Below are 15,692 nucleotides of genomic sequence, written 5' to 3'. Positions count from 1 at the left end.
GTGCGGTCAATTTTATGTGTGTTTTATCAACTCAAACGTTGACGGACAATTTCAAATAAGCAGACGCCGGTTGCCACAGATACGTTTAATGATGAAACAGATCCTGCCATTGGAATACTGATCAGTTGATCGCAATGTTCACGCGTTAAACGGCGCATACCTTCCCCCTCGGCTCCCATCACCAGTGCCAGTGCGCCGGTGAGCTTGCTTTGGTAAAGGGTTTCTGTTGCTTCACCTGCTGTGCCGACTACCCAAATATTGTGATTTTGTTGCAAATCACGAAGGGTGCGGGAAAGGTTTGTTACGCGAATAAGCGGTACGGTTTCCGCTGCACCGCAAGCTACTTTACGGGCGATCGAAGTCAGTTGTGCCGATTTATCTTTTGGCACGATCACGGCAGTAACACCGGCTGCATCTGCAGTTCGTAAACAAGCACCAAGATTATGCGGATCGGTTACGCCATCCAAAACCAATAAAAGTGGATTTTGTTTGTTGGCAAGAAGGGCTTCCAGATCGTTTTCATTGAGTTCCTTTGCCGCCTGCACACGGGCAATGACGCCTTGATGTACTTCGCCATTGGCTTTTTTATCTAAGGTTTGGCGATTTACAAATTGTACGCCAATGCCCATTGCGTAGAGTTCGTTTAACAAGGGTTGTAAACGTTTGTCTTCACGCCCTTTTAACACGAATACCTCAATCAAGCGTTCCGGTGTATGGGCTAAAATACTATTGACGGCGTGAATACCGTAAATTTGTTCAGACATAATGTTCTCTTTTTATCCTGCGTTTTTATGATTTCTGTTTTTTGGGTACTTTTGCTTTTTTAGAAACTTTTTTCTTTTTGACCGCACTTTTAGTTTTTTTAGCCGATTTGGTCGGCAGTTCTTTAAACACTTTCTTGGCTTTTTCTTTGGCGGTTTTACCTGCTCGGCGAGGTTTGCGATCACTACCAACGAGGGAAAAATCCACCATTTTTTGTTCTAAATGTACCGCTTCCACCCGAATACGCACCTTGTCGCCTAAGCGATATTGCATACCGCTATTTTCACCAATCAAACGTTGTTTGGCGGCATCGAATTGATAGTAATCATTTGCCAAGGTGGAGATATGTACTAAGCCGTCAATAAACAGTTCATCCAAACGCACAAACAAACCAAAACCGGTAACAGATGAAATCACCCCGTTAAATTCACCGCCAACGTGATCCCGCATATATTCGCATTTCAGCCAATCTGCCGTTTCTCGGGTGGCATCATCGGCACGGCGTTCCGTCATTGAACAATGCTCGCCCAATAAATCCATTTCATCAAAAGAATAATGATAACCGCCACTTTCGGTGGTTTTACGTTTTGTCCCCTGCTCTTTGGCAAGTAAATATTTAATGCCACGATGAAGCGTCAAATCAGGATAACGGCGAATTGGCGAAGTGAAATGGGCGTATTCTTCTAAAGCTAAACCAAAATGACCGATATTATCCGCATTGTACACGGCTTGGCTAAGCGAGCGGAGAAGCATAGTTTGAATCAATTCGTGATCAGGACGTGATTTTACTTTTTCCAACAGTGCCGCATAGTCTTTCGTGGTTGGTTTTAAGCCGCCTTCTAAGGTTAAACCAAATTCACTTAAAAAAGTACGGAATGAGGTGAGTTTTTCTTCACTTGGTGTGGCGTGAATACGATACAATGCCGGTTCATTGTGTTTCTGCATAAAATTCGCTGCCGCAATATTGGCGAGAATCATACATTCTTCAATGATTTTATGGGCATCATTTCGCACCACCGGTTCAATGCGTTCAATCCGCCCCATCGCATTAAAAATAAATTTGGTTTCAATGGTTTCAAAATCAATTGCCCCCCGCTGATGACGGGCGGAAAGTAACGCTTGATATAAATGATGTAACGCTTCCAAATGAGGCACAAGAGAGGCATAGCGTTCCCGCAATTCCGTGTCGCCCTCCAAGATTTTCGCCACTTTCGTGTAAGTTAAGCGTGCGTGAGAATTCATCACGGCTTCATAAAAACGATAGTCGGTCAGTTTTCCCTTGGCGGAAATTTGCATTTCGCACACCATACACAAACGATCCACTTGCGGATTAAGGGAGCATAAACCGTTCGATAAAATCTCAGGCAACATCGGTACAACACGGTTTGGAAAATACACGGAATTGCCACGATTATGAGCTTCGGCATCCAACGCCGTACGCAACCGCACGTAATAACTGACATCGGCAATGGCAACCCAAAGTTTCCAACCTTTGCCGTGTTTTTCACAATAAACCGCATCATCAAAATCGCGCGCATCTTCACCGTCAATGGTAACAAGAGGTAAATCACGCAAATCCACCCGCCCTTTTTTGGCAGCCTCCGGCACGTCCTCGGTAAATTTTTTAACGTATTTTTCCACCGCACTTGGGAATTTGTGAGGAATGTCGTGATTGCGTAAGGCAATTTCCACTTCCATTCCTTTTGCCATATTTTCGCCCAGAATTTCTGTAATCATCCCCATTGGCTGACTGAATGTGGCGGAGCGCTCCATTAATTCCACCACAACCACCTGCCCCATTCTTGCGCCATTGCGGTGTTCGTTCGGCACTAAAATATCACGCCCAATACGACTATCATCGGGGACAACATAACCAAAACCATTTTCTAAAAAAAATCGACCAACAATTTGTTTTTTACGATTTTCCAGCACCCGCACAATGCGTACTTCCCGGCGACCACGGCGATCTAATCCCGCCGGTTGAGCCAACACGAAATCACCGTGCATTACACGTTGCATTTGATGATTGGGAATAAATAGATCGTCTTTTTTGCCGTCCACGTGCAAGAAGCCGTAACCTTCACGATGGCCAATCACCGTGCCTTTTATCAAATCTAATTTTTCCGGCAGGGCATAACGTTTGCGTTTGGTAAAAACCAGTTGTCCGTCATTTTCCATTGCCCGCAAACGGCGGCGCATAGCCTCTATTTGTGCTTCATCTTGAATGGAAAGTGCGGTCAAAATTTCGTCCCGATTCATCGGGGCTTGATTGTCGCGAATCACCTTTAAAATAAATTCACGGCTTGGAATGGGGTTGCCGTATTTTTCCAATTCCCGCTGGTAGTGAGGATCTTGGCTCGGCTGAGGTTTGTTTTTCTTTGTCATTATTCCGTATGGTTTTAAAAATTTGACAGAGTTTGACACCAAGGGCAACAGAAAGCAAGGAAATTGGGGGAATTTATCGCAAGAAAGGGGCTTTGGTGGACATTCCATCCGTCATTTATTAAAGAAAATTGAGCGATAAAAAATTTTTCAAATTTTTTGCATTAGGGCTTGACTGATCGTTTTTTTTTACAATGAGTAGGTTTTTTTATAGGAAATGGATAAGAGAAACAGTCTTTCTATATTCTATATAAAGAGTACATGACTTAATTACATTTTCACTAGAAAGAGGGAATTAAATTATGGTTCAAAAAATTGAATATGATGTTTCGCAGTATGAGCTTTACCCTATTTTGGTAGAAGTATTGTCTGTTGGAGATGGCAGAGAAAATATTAATATAAGAAAAAATGAGACAAATGGTGCATATTTTCTTCATTTTACAGACTTGGAAGACTTAGGCAAAGTAGGTATATACGTTATGATTCAAAATAACTTGTTAGTTATGGAGGGTAGATTTCCTAAAGTAAGCTTTTCACAAAAGATAATAGATGCTCATAATTTAGCCAAGCCAGGAATGCCTTTTATGAGCAGTGTATTGCGTCCTTCTTGGTTTAACCTACGAATATGTGATATTTCATGTGGTGTATCAGAATATTTCTTAGTAAAAAATATCGGTGTATACCTATCGAACTTTTTTGATTCACTTAAAACTATTTCTGAGCTTTATGAAGGAAAATAAATTTATGGATACAAAAGATTTTCCTTTATTTCCAAAATTTGAATCTCTCAACGTATATATTAAACCCACAATACCTTGGGATAAGCTTCGTAATGCTATAAATAGTTATGTGGAAGGTTATGTTGATACAAATGACGTATTATTGCTAGTTGATGATACAGTGTTTGGATCTGCCCAAAAAGGCTTTCTTCTCACCCAAAATCACTTCTTTGCCTACACTGATAGCTCCAAATATAAATCAGGTGCGATTTCAGAAATTGATCGAATTGAAGCAGATGTTGGTTTCTTTAAAAAGAAATTATATCTTGGTGATGATACCGGCTATTGGAGTGTTGAGTTTACGCAGGGAAGTAAACGAGATATTAAGCTTTTAGCTGAATATTCATTACAGCTTATAAATGTATTAAAAGAAGAGGATGAGTCAGAAGTAGAAGCCATACTAGAAGAAGTGATCGATGAAGATCCCGCAACAAACAATGATAGCTCTAGTGAGGAAAGCGAATTATATGAACAGCAACGACTTATGCTAAGACGTAGGTTGGATGAAGCCTTAGCTTTAGAGAAAGAAACCATAGCTGAAGAAGAAAATCTTCAAAAAACCACAGAAATTATGAAACCTTCTAGATATATTGGAGTTCGGATTGATAATGGAAATTATCCAGAACCTCTATATCTCGGTGAAGAAGAACAAGATACCGATGAAATATCATTAAATTTAACCTCACTAAGTTCAAACCAAAATCGCCTTTTCTCATTCTTACAAAATAACAGTGACGGAATTATTGCCAAATTAAAAGACAGTGGTTTGGCACTGACCGCTTCAGCCTTACAAAATGATGAAAATATAAGTAGAGTTGCCGGTGTTATTTATAATTTACTTCCAACACCGGTAAGATTTTTTGTCAATTTTAATACGGTTGAGAAATTTTTATTAGAAAACAGAGTTTGGTTAATTAATAAACTAAAATAGGAGAAGACTATGGCACAAGAATACTATTTTCAAATCATCTCAAAACTTCCACAAGCTTCCCATAATTCAGTAACAAGAATTACTGCTACAGGTATTTTAGATGCTAAGAATAAATTTAAAGCTTTACAGCCGACAGCAAAAATTATTTCTTGTGTAAAACAAGGAGAATATCATCGGGTTAAAATGCCTCAAAATGAGAGTTCGTCCATTGGCGGAACATTATTAACCGGATTACTTGCGGTTGCCGGTACGGCATTGGCTGCAAAGTTTTTAGGCGATAAGAAATAATGCCTAATAAGAAATAAAATAAAAAGAGCCAAAATATTGGCTCTTTTTATTTTGCTAATTTTGTGTGAAATTTAATCCGCCTTGATTGCCTAAAAAAGCCGGTTGAATTTCTATATAACTTTTCTCTTTCACCATATTGTCTGTTTGTTGAATGTAATCCTTAAAATGCGGTGTTTTACGGTGATTTTCGTAGGCGGTATCGTTCGCATAAATTTCAAAGAAAATCCATTTGTTCGAGTTTTCCTGTTCGGTTGCGGCATACATTGCGATCACCCCTTCTTCCACCTTTAAAGATTGTGCCATTTCCGCCGTAATAATCGCTTTGAACTTGGCATTATCTTCAGGATTGACTTCTACCCTCACCAAATTTGTGCGCATTTCTGCCGTAGGTTGCACTTTTTTATCGCCTAAAAATTGTGGGATAAGGGCGATCCGTTTTTTGTGATCGGTGAGGATTTCGGGCGAGGCTTGCAAAAATGCGTGGTATTGCGGCGAAGTGCGGTGGATTTCGTAAGCGTTTTGATCGGCGTAAATTTCCACCATATACGCCATATTCGGATTAGTTTTTTGCTTCACCGAATACATCGCCAGCGTGCCTTGTTCGGTTTGGATTGAAGTGCGGATATTTTGTTCGGCAACGGTATCATATTTTGCCTTTGCCCCTTCTTTGATACCAAGCTCAAATAAATTGATGATTGGATTTGCATTGACGGTGATTGCCATAGTGAGTCCTAAAAGTGCGGTCAGTTTTTTCATTATTTTTCCTGAATGGGGGAAAATAAATTTCCCCATATTTTATGTTTTAAGCCTTAATGCCAAATAATTTCTCCGCATTGCGGTGTGCGATTAATTCTTTCTCTTGTTGAGAAATTGGAAGTTTTTCGATGAAATCCCGCACGCCATCAAGGGTTTGATAAGGATAATCCACCGAGAATAAAATGCGTTCTGCACCAACTAAATCATAAATAAATTGGAAATGAGGCAATGTGAGCATTCCACTTGGGCTGACAAAAACCTGTTGTTTAAAGGTTTCAATTAAACTGCGTTTTAGCCCTGTTGCAGCTTGGGGCAGGCTGTCGTCTAGGCGTTGTAAATAGAAAGGCAACATTTCTCCCCAGTGACCGCTGATAATCTGTAAATTCGGATTGCGATCAAATGCCCCTGAGAGCATTAGACGTAACAAATGGATTCCTGCTTCATTGTGCCAGCCCCAGCCGAACATAGAAAGGCGGGCGGTAACTTCATCATCAAAGCCGCCATAATAGGCTTGTTGCACTGCCGGTACGGGAATACCGGGGTGAAGGTATAGGGGAACGTTTAATTCAGAAAATTTTGCCAGTAATTTTTCATAGCGTGGGTGATCGAGAAAATCCTCTGACGGACGACCATTCAACAATGCACCTTTTAATCCGAGTTGATTTACCGCCTGTTCTAATTCTTGAATTGCCTGTTCGGGTTCTGCCCAAGGCAAGGTTGCCATCGCGGCAAAACGGTTAGGGTGCTTTTTAATTGCAGCGGCAAGATTATCATTCACCTGACGGTGCATTTCAAGCGGAGCAAATTGTGGAAAACCGCCCACGGAAAGCACTTGCATATCAATATTGGCGGCATCCATATCTGCCAAACGATTAATATCAAATTCCATTCCTTTGGGATTAATTAAGGCATTCTTTTCAATTTGTGGGCGACTGCGATCAGGGTTATTACCATCTTGCACCCGTTTGCCCCAATCCAATAAATAAGGGGCTTGTTGCAACACTTGTGGCATTGTGGCTTTTGCCATATTGGGATCTAAGATATGCTCTTCAACGCAGATCAGTTTCATTTTCTTTTCCTTTTGAATATGCGAATAACTCGGTTTAGAGAAAAAAACGCCCGCCAAAACCACCGCACTTTGGGCGATAAATTGACGGCGGGTGGGGGTTAGAGCGTTCATTGTATCGAATTGAATTGACTAGGGTAACTTTTGTTACCCTAGATAAAAAAGTAGCCTATTGGGTTCTTTTTTTAGCTTAATGCTTTCACCACTTCAACGCCTACTTTATGAGCTGAAGCAGGATTTTGACCGGTGATTAAACGACCGTCAACAATCACATTTTCAGACCAGTTTGGTGCTTCGTGGTGGATTGCCCCGTGTTCTACCAATGCACTTTCAAGTAAATAAGGCACAATCGCCGTTCCCTGTACTTCATCTTCTTCTTTATTCGTAAATGCGGCGACATTTTTACCCTTCACAAGGTATTCGCCATTGCTTAATTTGGCATCCACTAATGCCGCAGGGCCGTGGCACACGGCAGAAACGATACCGTTGCTTTCATACACTTCACGAATTAAACGTTGTACGTCTGCATTTTCACGAAAATCCCACATTGTGCCGTGACCGCCTGCAAAGAAAATCGCCGCATAGTCTGTTCCCTTTAACTCCGCAACGCTTGGCGTGTTTGCTAAACGTATTGGCAAATCCGTTTCATCCCAAAAATATTTGTTTATTGGATCATTAAAATCAAGACTATCTTTATCAATCGGGGCTTGACCACCTTTGATAGACGCAATCACGGTTTTATAGCCTGCTGCTTCCATTTCTTTTAAGGCGTGGGTCAACTCGCCCAACCAAAAACCGGTAGGAATACCGCTTTCACCTTTAACGGTGGTACTTGTTACAACACATAAAATCGGTTTTGTCATTTTACTTTCCTTTTTATTAATAGATTATGCTTTATGTTCGTTGGCAAAAAGCTGTTCAACGAAAAGATAGTTACTAAACGGAATATATTGGAAATCGATCAAGCCTGCTTTCGCAAGTGGGAACTCATCGCAAATTGCTTTGGCTTTTTCAACACTTTCCGCTTCTAAAACGATCACAACACCGGGACGATCCTGACGCATATAAATTTCACGGATAATGTCTGATTTTAATAATGCCCAACCCTGTTTAATTTCGTTTAACAACTGTGGGGTATAATCTGTCGGAGTCACACCTTCACGAGGTACATCTAATACTAAAATACGCATTGTTTACTCCTTCTTTTCTTGCTTCCTATTATGGTTTTACCGCCTTCCCAATATCCGTTGCAATCAGTTTTGGGGAAAATTCACGGATTTCATATTCCGCGAGATCCGGATAGTAGCAATCTTCAGCCAAGATTTTTTGTAATTCTTCAAGGCTTTCGGTTTCCGCAAAGATCACACCGGCGTGTGCATCAGTGTCAGTGTAAGGCCCTAGCATTAAAAATTTGCCGGCTTGGAAGTATTTTTTGAACCACTCCACGTGGATTGCAAAGAGTTCATTATGTTTTTCTTCAGAAAGCGTTGAATTAACGGTGATATTGACAATATACATTCGTTTTCCTTATTAATTTTGTTTTTGTTGGGGGAAAAGTGCGGTCAAATTAAACTTTATTTTTACCGCTTTCCCCGCTATAAATAAAAGAACCCAAAATTAGATTGCAGCTTTTTCAATCGCCGCGATTAAACGGGCTGCGTGTTCTTGTGCGATTACTTTTTGTTCGGCGATTTTCTCCTCATCGCGTCCGACATAACTCACACCACAAGTAATCACAGGTGGTAAATATTCTAAACCGCATAAAGTGGCAAAGGTTTCAAACTGAGGTAAATACTCCTCTATGGTGTGTTTAAAAAAGCCATCTTTTTGATAAATCTCGGCAGGGGCGCCCATAGTGGTGGAAATAATTAATTTTTTGCCCCCAATTTTGGCGGTAGAACCGTGAGCAAAACCATGCACGAATACTTTATCGATCCATAATTTCATTAATCCCGGCACGGAATACCAAGAAAACGGAAATTGAAACACGATAATATCGGCTTCTAAAATTGCCGTTTGTTCCGCTTCAATATCAAAGTGATAGTTTGGATAAAGGCTGTCTAAACGATGGATTTTTGCATTAGGTAAGTTTTTTTCTACCGTTTGCAAAATCTCATTATTGGCAACTGAATGGTTTAAATCAGGATGACCTGACACAATAAGTACTTTTTTCATTTTATTTCCTTCATTTGATTTGCTTTTTGGTGTTGCGCATTATACGTAAAATAATTATGATGATTAGACTGATAAAAAATAAAACACTGTTAGGTAAAAGCTAATAATGCAAATAGATAATGCCTACTATGGACAACTTAATGTTTTCCAAACTATTGCAAAAGAAGGGAGTATTTCGGCGGCAGCGCGCAAATTACAAATCGCCGTGCCTTCTGCCAGTCAATCCCTAAAACTGTTGGAACAAAAAATCGGTGTGCCACTTTTTCACCGCACGACACGCCATATTCAACTCACTGATGCCGGACGGCAACTGCTTGAACGTACGGAAACCGCGATGATGACGTTGAATCAAGCCTTAGATGATATTCAACATTTCAATGTTGAGCCGGCCGGAATGGTGCGAATCACGATGTCCCGTTTTGCCTATCAATTAATTATTCGCCCATATATGGCAGAATTTCAGCAACGTTATCCGAAAATTCAGCTCGAAATTTCCCTCAATGATGCGTTGGTGAATTTATTGGAAGAAGGGTTTGATTTGGGGATTCGTTTTGGCAATCGGATTGATGAAGGAATGATTGCACGAAAATTATTACCTGAGTTTAAAGAAGGACTGTATATAAGCAAGGCTTATGTGGCACAACGGGGCAAGCCAAAAACACCGCAAGATTTGACCGCACATCAACTCATTGGCTATCGCTTTATTTCCTCAAATCGGGTTGAGCCTTTGGTGCTGAATATTGACGGACAAGAAACCGCACTAAATCTTGATAGTCCCCTCTTGTGTAATGATCCTGAAATTATCGCCGATGCTACCCGTCAAGGACTGGGCATCGGACGAATTTTTGAACCTAATATGCAGGCTTTTGAAGATAAAGACGAATTTGTTCCAATTTTACAAAAACACTGGCGTGAATATCCACCACTGTATTTGTATTATTTACAACACAGCCAAAAAGCACGAAAAGTGCAGGTGGTGATTGATTTTTTATTGGAAAAAACAGCAAATTAACGGCTTAGTTATTTTTCACCGGCAAATAAAATGCCTTGTTGTTTTCTTGCTTGTTCCGTTAATTGGCAAACAATACCGCTGATCGCAAGCATTTGTTGAGCGGTGTTATGATCGCCCGAATCAATGATTTCCACAAAACGTTGAAATTCGTAGAACATTCTGTGCCGTTCTTCAAATTGGAAAGTTTCTGAATGACCGTTATTTTCCGTTAACGTGAAACAGTTCATCGCATTTGCCGGCATAGGTACGGCAATGTTGCCTTTGTCGCCTTGAATGGAAAGGGTTACCGGTGCCGCACAATCTTTCGCCCCAATGCAAATCACTTTAAATTGTGGGTAATCCAGCAATACCACGCCACTGGTATCAATATTGCGTTCAATATTGGCGAGATAAAGACAATGTTGCGGTGCGCCAAATAAACCCACGGCAAAGTGAAGATTGTAAACATTCAGATCCATCAATGCACCGCCTGATTTTTGCGGATCAAAAACAGGTGGCACTTCACCCGCTTTAAAGCGGTCATAACGGGAAGAATACTGACTATAATTTAAGTTGACGATTTTAATTTGCCCAAGTGCGGTCAGTTTTTCTTTTATTTTTTGATATGCCGGCAAGTAGTGAACGGTAACGGCTTCAAGCAACATTTTATTTTGCGTGCGAGCGATTTCACAGAGTTCAATAAATTCCGCATAATTTGAGGTAATCGGTTTTTCTAAGATGATGTTTTTACCGGCTAATAAGGCTTGTTTGGTAAAAGAAAAATGCAAGTGATTCGGCAAAGCAATATAAAGCGTGTCTAGATCAGAAGCTAACATTTCCTCATAATGGGTGAACATTTCGGAAATATTGTGATCTGCCGCCAGTTGTCGCACCGTATTAAGATTGCGGCCATAGATGGCTAGTTTTTCTAAAGAGATTTGCGAAATGGTTTGTAAAAGATCTTTTACAATCATTCCTGAACCGACAATACCAAGTTTCATTTTGTTTTCCTTATTAAATATTGATGTTTTTAAAATGTGGTATGAGATAAATGCATAAAATCAAAATAGTGTGATAGGTAGGAATGCGATGTTTTGAAAAAAAATTTCAATGACTTAATACTACGAACGCCAAGCATAGCGTACCTACTTTTCCAAACGCCTCTTCATTGTGCAACGGCGACATAATATCGAATTTCTTTCAAAGTGCGGTAAAAATTAACCGCACTTTTCTTTTAAATTTTAAAAATGTACATCGGCGTGGAACGTCATCGGCTCACCTGTTATGGGATGTGTGATACTAAGCCTTTCTGCGTGCAAACAAAGGCGGGAAGCCATGCTTTTCGCTTGAGGATGCGCATAGAATTTATCCCCTAAAATAGGATGTCCCAGTGCCAACATATGTAAGCGAAGTTGATGGGAGCGCCCTGTAATGGGGGTGAGTTTTACGCGGGTGCTGTTATTAGGCAAGTGTTCTAAAACTTCAAATTTTGTGACCGCTCTTTTACCAAAGACGAAATCTAAACGTTGGCGGGGGCGATTTTCCCAATCACAAATCATCGGTAAATCGACTTCGCCCCTGTTTTGTGATAAATGTCCCCAAACTAGGGCTTGATAATGTTTTTTGGGTTCACGTTCGCGGAATTGGCGTTTGAGTTCTTTATCGGCGGCTTTGCTCAAGGCAAATAAAATGATACCGCTTGTTGCCATATCAAGGCGATGTGCCGGCTCGCAAAAACCAAATTTTTCTTTCACCCGACTCATTGCACTGTCGTAATATTGCGGTTGATTACCCGGTACGGAAAGTAAACCGCTCGGTTTATTCACCACGCAAATATAGTTATCCTGATAAAGAATGTCTAAATAGGGGTCTGTGGGAGGATGATATTCAATCAATGCCATAATTATTCCTTGTTGGTGATGATGACACGCAAGCTATCCAATCGCCACGTGGCTTTGGCAAGTTCTTGCAACGATTGCGTGCGTTGGGCTTCCAAAATATCAAGTTCACTTTGACGAATATTTTTATTCACCGCCTGCAAGGCTTGTAGGCGATTAAGTTCGGCAGTTAAACGTTGATCTGCCAAATCTTGGGCTTCCTTAATATAACTTTGGGCGACAGGTTGTATTTTCTTTTCGCCCACGGCGAGTAACTGCTCTAAAGTTGGACGTGCCATTTTAATCATTTTATTGGCAACATTTCTGCCAAGTGGTTTTAGTTTGCTCTGTAAGGTTTCAAAAGCGACTTGTTCGGCAAGATTATTGCCTTTGTTATCCAGTAATAAACGAATTGGCGTAGGCGGTAGAAAACGATTGAGCTGTAAGCCTTTCGGTGATTGGGTCTCCACCACATAAATTAACTCCAACAATAATGTCCCTGCCGGTAATTGTTTGTTGATAAGTAACGCCATCGCCGCTTTGCCAATATCACCAGAGGCGATAAGATCAATCCCTTGGCGAATCATTGGATGATCCCAAGTTAAAAATTCCAATTCTTCACGGGCAAGGGCGAGATTACGATCAAAGGTTACTGTTACACCTTCTTCTTTCAATCCCGGGAAATCCGGTACAAGCATTGTGCCGGTAGGCGTAATCACAATGCTGTTTTCACCAAGATCATCTTGCTCCACGCCAATAATATCGAATAAATTCAGGGCAAAATTCACCAGCTCTACTTCGTTGTCTTGGGCGGCAATTTCTTGGGCTAATTGTTGTGCCGATTCGCCACCGTTGGAATTAAGTTCCAATAAGCGATCACGTCCTTGTTCCAATTCCCGTTTTAGCTTTTCTCGTGCTTTTTGAGTTTCGGTGATAAGTGAATCCAATGCGGAAAGTGCGGTTAAATTTGACCGCACTTTTTCCAACGATTCGGCAAAGCGTTCAAATAATGCCATACCCATCGGGCTGGTTTGCTCAAAAGCATTTAAGCCTTCGTGATACCATCGTGCCAAAATGCAATCGTCAGACTTCTCCACACAAGGCACATAAATTTGCACATCACGGGATTGTCCGATACGGTCTAAACGCCCGATACATTGTTCCAATAAATCAGGATTATGCGGTAAATCGAACAACACCAAAGTATTGGCAAATTGAAAGTTTCGTCCTTCCGATCCGATACTTGAACTCAATAAAACCTGCGCGCCTTGTTCCATATCGGCAAAATAGGCTGCGGCACGATCACGTTCAATAATGGACATTTTTTCGTGGAACACTGCGGCTCGGATGGCCTCTTTTTCACGCAACACTTGTTCTAATTGAATGGCGGTTTGCGCACTTTGACAAATAACGAAAACTTTTTCGTCCCGCTCTGTTTTAAGAAAATTTAACAGCCATTGGGTTTTAACCGCTTGATCTGAAATGCCTTCTTCCGCCGTAAGGGTAATTTGATGATAAACCCGATGTGGAAAACCTTTCACCCCTTGACGGGTATTGCGGAACAAGACACGGCTTGTACCGTGGCGATCGATTAAATTCTGAATCAGTTCTTGACGTGCCTGTTGCTGTGCTTCCTCATTATGGGAATCAATGGCACGGAAAAGCGGCTCGACATCTTGTTCGATCAATAAATCGGAAAGATGATTTTTTTCGACCGCACTTAGCGGTTTATCCGCCAATAAGGATTGCACTGCTTCGGCAACGGGTTGATAGTTTTTCTGTTCTTTTTGAAATACCGCATAATCAAAAAAACGTTCCGGATCGAGCAATCGTAAACGGGCAAAATGGCTTTCCATTCCAAGCTGTTCTGGTGTCGCTGTGAGCAATAACACTGAAGGAATAGCCTGTGCAAGTTGTTCCACCATTAAATAGGCTCGACTTGGGGCATTTTCGTGCCAAACAAGGTGATGGGCTTCGTCCACAATTAAGCAGTCAAAACCGGCGGCGAGGGCTTGTTCGACCCGTTTAGGTGAATTGACCAACCAATCTAAAGCACAAATAATCAAGGATTCCGAACTAAAAGGATTTTCACCTGTAGTGGCAAAATCGGCGCAACGTTCTTCATCAAATAAGGAAAAATGTAAATTAAAACGGCGCAACATTTCAACCAACCATTGATGTTGCAAGGTTTCCGGTACAAGAATGAGAACACGTTGCACTTTTTCGGCGAACAACTGGTTTTGTAGAATCATTCCTGCCTCAATGGTTTTCCCTAACCCCACTTCATCGGCAAGCAATACTCGGGGATTTATCCGATTTCCCACTTCGGAGGCAATGTGCAATTGATGAGGAATTAAGCCGGCACGAATACCACGCAACCCTCGCAGTGGCGATTGAAACTGTGCTTGTTGATGTTTTAACGTGCGATAACGCAAAGCAAAATGATGGCTACGATCTAATTGAGCGGAAAAAAGACGATCCTTTGCCGAACTGAAAGAAATAAGCGGTGAAATCTCGCTTTCTTGAACGATGACCTGCTCCCCTTGTGGATGTTCTACCAAATAGAAATTTAAACCGTTCATTGTTTGAATATCCACAATTTTGCCCTGCCACCCCGCTTTATGGCTTAGCACTTCCCCTTTATTGAATTGAATTCGGGTAAGCGGTGCTTGTGTGATTGAGTAAATACGGGTTTCATCAGAGGCGGGGAAATGAAGGCTCACCGTGCGGGCATCAAAGGCGGTAACCACGCCCAATCCAAGATTATTTTCACTTTCACTTAACCAACGCTGACCAAGGGCAAAAGACATCATATAATTTTCCGTTCATCAAAATAAGGGCGGCTATTTTAGCCCGATTGAAAGGGAAAGCAATGAAAACTGTGATCCATCTCCAATCCTGAAAATCTTATAAATCTACACTTTACTTTAAAAAAGTGCGGTGTGAGAATGACGGGAATTTTTTATTTGATGGAGCAAATGATGAATTGGACTGAACGTTTTAAACGCGAATTTTTATCGGGCTGGAAACTCTTTGAGGTTATTTGGCTTGCGATATTTATTATTGCGCAGATTTGGATCTATGTGCAACAGCCCGATTCTTGGTTGGCGATGATTTCCAGCATTGCCGGTATTTTGTGTGTTGTATTGGTCAGTAAAGGAAAAATCAGTAACTATTTCTTTGGCTTAATTTTTGCTTATACCTACTTTTATGTGGCCTGGGGATCTAATTTCTTAGGCGAGATGAACACTGTACTTTATGTGTATTTGCCGGCGCAATTTATCGGTTATTTTATGTGGAAAAATAATATGCAAAATGACGATGGCGGTGAAAGTGTCATCGCTAAGGCTCTCTCGGCAAAAGGTTGGGGAATGTTGCTGATAGCAATTGCAATTGGCTCATTTTTATACCTACAAGCCCTACGGGCAGCAGGGGGAAGTTCTACCGAATTGGATAGTCTAACCAGCACCGTTACCATTGCCGCTCAGTTATTAATGATATTACGTTACCGCGAGCAATGGCTGCTATGGATTACATTAAATATTCTTTCCATTGCCCTTTGGGAAGAAAAACAAGCGATGTATTTGATGTACTCGGCATATTTGTTAAATTCCATTTATGGCTATTACAACTGGACGAAATTAGCAAAACAAGTACAAAAATAACCGCACTTTAAATAAAAAAG

The 15,692-nt window shown here is 41.1% G+C and carries 16 protein-coding genes; 5 read left to right on the top strand and 11 right to left on the bottom strand.

Annotation, left to right across the window (positions count from 1 at the left end; translation table 11 throughout):
* Nucleotides 1-26: 26 nt before the first annotated feature.
* Together rlmB and rnr are read right to left on the bottom strand one after the other, a co-directional pair.
* Nucleotides 27-764: a 23S rRNA (guanosine(2251)-2'-O)-methyltransferase RlmB gene (gene rlmB / locus BKL49_RS09520; RefSeq protein ID WP_077424855.1), complete on the bottom strand. Its 738-nt coding sequence runs from the start codon at nt 762-764 to the stop codon at nt 27-29.
* Between the two features lie 25 nt (nt 765-789).
* The gene (rnr, locus tag BKL49_RS09515) at nt 790-3,147 is read right to left on the bottom strand and encodes a ribonuclease R (protein WP_077424853.1); all 2,358 of its coding nucleotides are present in this window, start codon (nt 3,145-3,147) and stop codon (nt 790-792) included.
* A 299-nt stretch (nt 3,148-3,446) separates the two neighbouring features.
* On the opposite strand from rnr, the gene BKL49_RS09510 reads away from it, so the two are divergent.
* Genes BKL49_RS09510 through BKL49_RS09500 form a run of 3 tightly spaced genes read left to right on the top strand, consistent with a single transcriptional unit; the run spans nt 3,447 to nt 5,142 of the window.
* Complete coding sequence (locus tag BKL49_RS09510) at nt 3,447-3,884, top strand: hypothetical protein (RefSeq protein WP_077424851.1); 438 nt, start codon at nt 3,447-3,449, stop codon at nt 3,882-3,884.
* Nucleotides 3,885-3,888: 4 nt separating this feature from the next.
* Nucleotides 3,889-4,854: a hypothetical protein gene (locus BKL49_RS09505; protein WP_077424849.1), complete on the top strand. Its 966-nt coding sequence runs from the start codon at nt 3,889-3,891 to the stop codon at nt 4,852-4,854.
* A gap of 9 nt (nt 4,855-4,863) precedes the next feature.
* Nucleotides 4,864-5,142 (top strand): hypothetical protein, encoded by a 279-nt coding sequence (locus BKL49_RS09500; RefSeq protein WP_077424847.1) that lies wholly within the window; start codon nt 4,864-4,866, stop codon nt 5,140-5,142.
* 54 nt (nt 5,143-5,196) lie between these two features.
* Here the strand turns inward: BKL49_RS09500 and BKL49_RS09495 are convergent, their stop codons facing one another.
* The 6 genes from BKL49_RS09495 to BKL49_RS09470 all read right to left on the bottom strand — a co-directional run bounded on the left by BKL49_RS09495 (nt 5,197) and on the right by BKL49_RS09470 (nt 9,139).
* Complete coding sequence (locus tag BKL49_RS09495; protein ID WP_077424846.1) at nt 5,197-5,898, bottom strand: putative quinol monooxygenase; 702 nt, start codon at nt 5,896-5,898, stop codon at nt 5,197-5,199.
* A gap of 46 nt (nt 5,899-5,944) precedes the next feature.
* Entirely contained in the window at nt 5,945-7,078 is a 1,134-nt protein-coding gene (locus tag BKL49_RS09490) for an amidohydrolase family protein (RefSeq protein WP_244151982.1), read from the bottom strand.
* A 71-nt stretch (nt 7,079-7,149) separates the two neighbouring features.
* A complete protein-coding gene (locus tag BKL49_RS09485; RefSeq protein WP_077424844.1) occupies nt 7,150-7,827 on the bottom strand; it encodes a type 1 glutamine amidotransferase domain-containing protein in 678 nt (225 codons plus the stop codon).
* Between the two features lie 24 nt (nt 7,828-7,851).
* Nucleotides 7,852-8,154, bottom strand: a complete 303-nt coding sequence (locus tag BKL49_RS09480) for a YciI family protein (RefSeq protein WP_077424842.1) — start codon at nt 8,152-8,154, stop codon at nt 7,852-7,854.
* A 28-nt stretch (nt 8,155-8,182) separates the two neighbouring features.
* Nucleotides 8,183-8,482 (bottom strand): YciI family protein, encoded by a 300-nt coding sequence (locus BKL49_RS09475; RefSeq protein ID WP_077424841.1) that lies wholly within the window; start codon nt 8,480-8,482, stop codon nt 8,183-8,185.
* A 99-nt stretch (nt 8,483-8,581) separates the two neighbouring features.
* The gene (locus tag BKL49_RS09470; RefSeq protein ID WP_077424840.1) at nt 8,582-9,139 is read right to left on the bottom strand and encodes an NAD(P)H-dependent oxidoreductase; all 558 of its coding nucleotides are present in this window, start codon (nt 9,137-9,139) and stop codon (nt 8,582-8,584) included.
* A gap of 106 nt (nt 9,140-9,245) precedes the next feature.
* Here BKL49_RS09470 and BKL49_RS09465 point away from each other — a divergent pair, with 106 nt between their 5' ends.
* The gene (locus BKL49_RS09465; protein WP_077424838.1) at nt 9,246-10,151 is read left to right on the top strand and encodes a LysR substrate-binding domain-containing protein; all 906 of its coding nucleotides are present in this window, start codon (nt 9,246-9,248) and stop codon (nt 10,149-10,151) included.
* 8 nt (nt 10,152-10,159) lie between these two features.
* On the opposite strand, the gene BKL49_RS09460 is transcribed toward BKL49_RS09465, so the two are convergent.
* From BKL49_RS09460 to rapA, 3 genes are all read right to left on the bottom strand, one after another.
* Nucleotides 10,160-11,131, bottom strand: a complete 972-nt coding sequence (locus tag BKL49_RS09460) for a Gfo/Idh/MocA family protein (protein WP_077424837.1) — start codon at nt 11,129-11,131, stop codon at nt 10,160-10,162.
* A gap of 240 nt (nt 11,132-11,371) precedes the next feature.
* A complete protein-coding gene (rluA, locus tag BKL49_RS09455; protein ID WP_077424834.1) occupies nt 11,372-12,031 on the bottom strand; it encodes a bifunctional tRNA pseudouridine(32) synthase/23S rRNA pseudouridine(746) synthase RluA in 660 nt (219 codons plus the stop codon).
* A gap of 2 nt (nt 12,032-12,033) precedes the next feature.
* A complete protein-coding gene (gene rapA / locus BKL49_RS09450) occupies nt 12,034-14,817 on the bottom strand; it encodes an RNA polymerase-associated protein RapA (RefSeq protein ID WP_077424961.1) in 2,784 nt (927 codons plus the stop codon).
* Nucleotides 14,818-14,988: 171 nt separating this feature from the next.
* On the opposite strand from rapA, the gene pnuC reads away from it, so the two are divergent.
* On the top strand, nt 14,989-15,672 hold the full coding sequence (gene pnuC, locus BKL49_RS09445; RefSeq protein WP_077424959.1) for a nicotinamide riboside transporter PnuC: 684 nt from the start codon (nt 14,989-14,991) through the stop codon (nt 15,670-15,672).
* The last annotated feature ends 20 nt before the right edge of the window (nt 15,673-15,692 follow it).

The organism is Rodentibacter myodis, from assembly GCF_001999305.1.
In the GTDB taxonomy this organism is placed as follows: Bacteria; Pseudomonadota; Gammaproteobacteria; order Enterobacterales; family Pasteurellaceae; genus Rodentibacter; species Rodentibacter myodis.
The sequence above is the reverse complement of the archived record's forward strand: the minus strand, read 5'-3'. Positions and strand labels throughout refer to the sequence as shown.

Coding starts and splice junctions, on each gene's coding strand:
- rlmB (WP_077424855.1), bottom strand. CDS start 764: ATGTCTGAACAAATTTACGGTATTCACGCCGTCAATAGTATTTTAGCC.
- rnr (WP_077424853.1), bottom strand. CDS start 3,147: ATGACAAAGAAAAACAAACCTCAGCCGAGCCAAGATCCTCACTACCAG.
- BKL49_RS09510 (WP_077424851.1), top strand. CDS start 3,447: ATGGTTCAAAAAATTGAATATGATGTTTCGCAGTATGAGCTTTACCCT.
- BKL49_RS09505 (WP_077424849.1), top strand. CDS start 3,889: ATGGATACAAAAGATTTTCCTTTATTTCCAAAATTTGAATCTCTCAAC.
- BKL49_RS09500 (WP_077424847.1), top strand. CDS start 4,864: ATGGCACAAGAATACTATTTTCAAATCATCTCAAAACTTCCACAAGCT.
- BKL49_RS09495 (WP_077424846.1), bottom strand. CDS start 5,898: ATGAAAAAACTGACCGCACTTTTAGGACTCACTATGGCAATCACCGTC.
- BKL49_RS09490 (WP_244151982.1), bottom strand. CDS start 7,078: ATGAACGCTCTAACCCCCACCCGCCGTCAATTTATCGCCCAAAGTGCG.
- BKL49_RS09485 (WP_077424844.1), bottom strand. CDS start 7,827: ATGACAAAACCGATTTTATGTGTTGTAACAAGTACCACCGTTAAAGGT.
- BKL49_RS09480 (WP_077424842.1), bottom strand. CDS start 8,154: ATGCGTATTTTAGTATTAGATGTACCTCGTGAAGGTGTGACTCCGACA.
- BKL49_RS09475 (WP_077424841.1), bottom strand. CDS start 8,482: ATGTATATTGTCAATATCACCGTTAATTCAACGCTTTCTGAAGAAAAA.
- BKL49_RS09470 (WP_077424840.1), bottom strand. CDS start 9,139: ATGAAAAAAGTACTTATTGTGTCAGGTCATCCTGATTTAAACCATTCA.
- BKL49_RS09465 (WP_077424838.1), top strand. CDS start 9,246: ATGCAAATAGATAATGCCTACTATGGACAACTTAATGTTTTCCAAACT.
- BKL49_RS09460 (WP_077424837.1), bottom strand. CDS start 11,131: ATGAAACTTGGTATTGTCGGTTCAGGAATGATTGTAAAAGATCTTTTA.
- rluA (WP_077424834.1), bottom strand. CDS start 12,031: ATGGCATTGATTGAATATCATCCTCCCACAGACCCCTATTTAGACATT.
- rapA (WP_077424961.1), bottom strand. CDS start 14,817: ATGTCTTTTGCCCTTGGTCAGCGTTGGTTAAGTGAAAGTGAAAATAAT.
- pnuC (WP_077424959.1), top strand. CDS start 14,989: ATGAATTGGACTGAACGTTTTAAACGCGAATTTTTATCGGGCTGGAAA.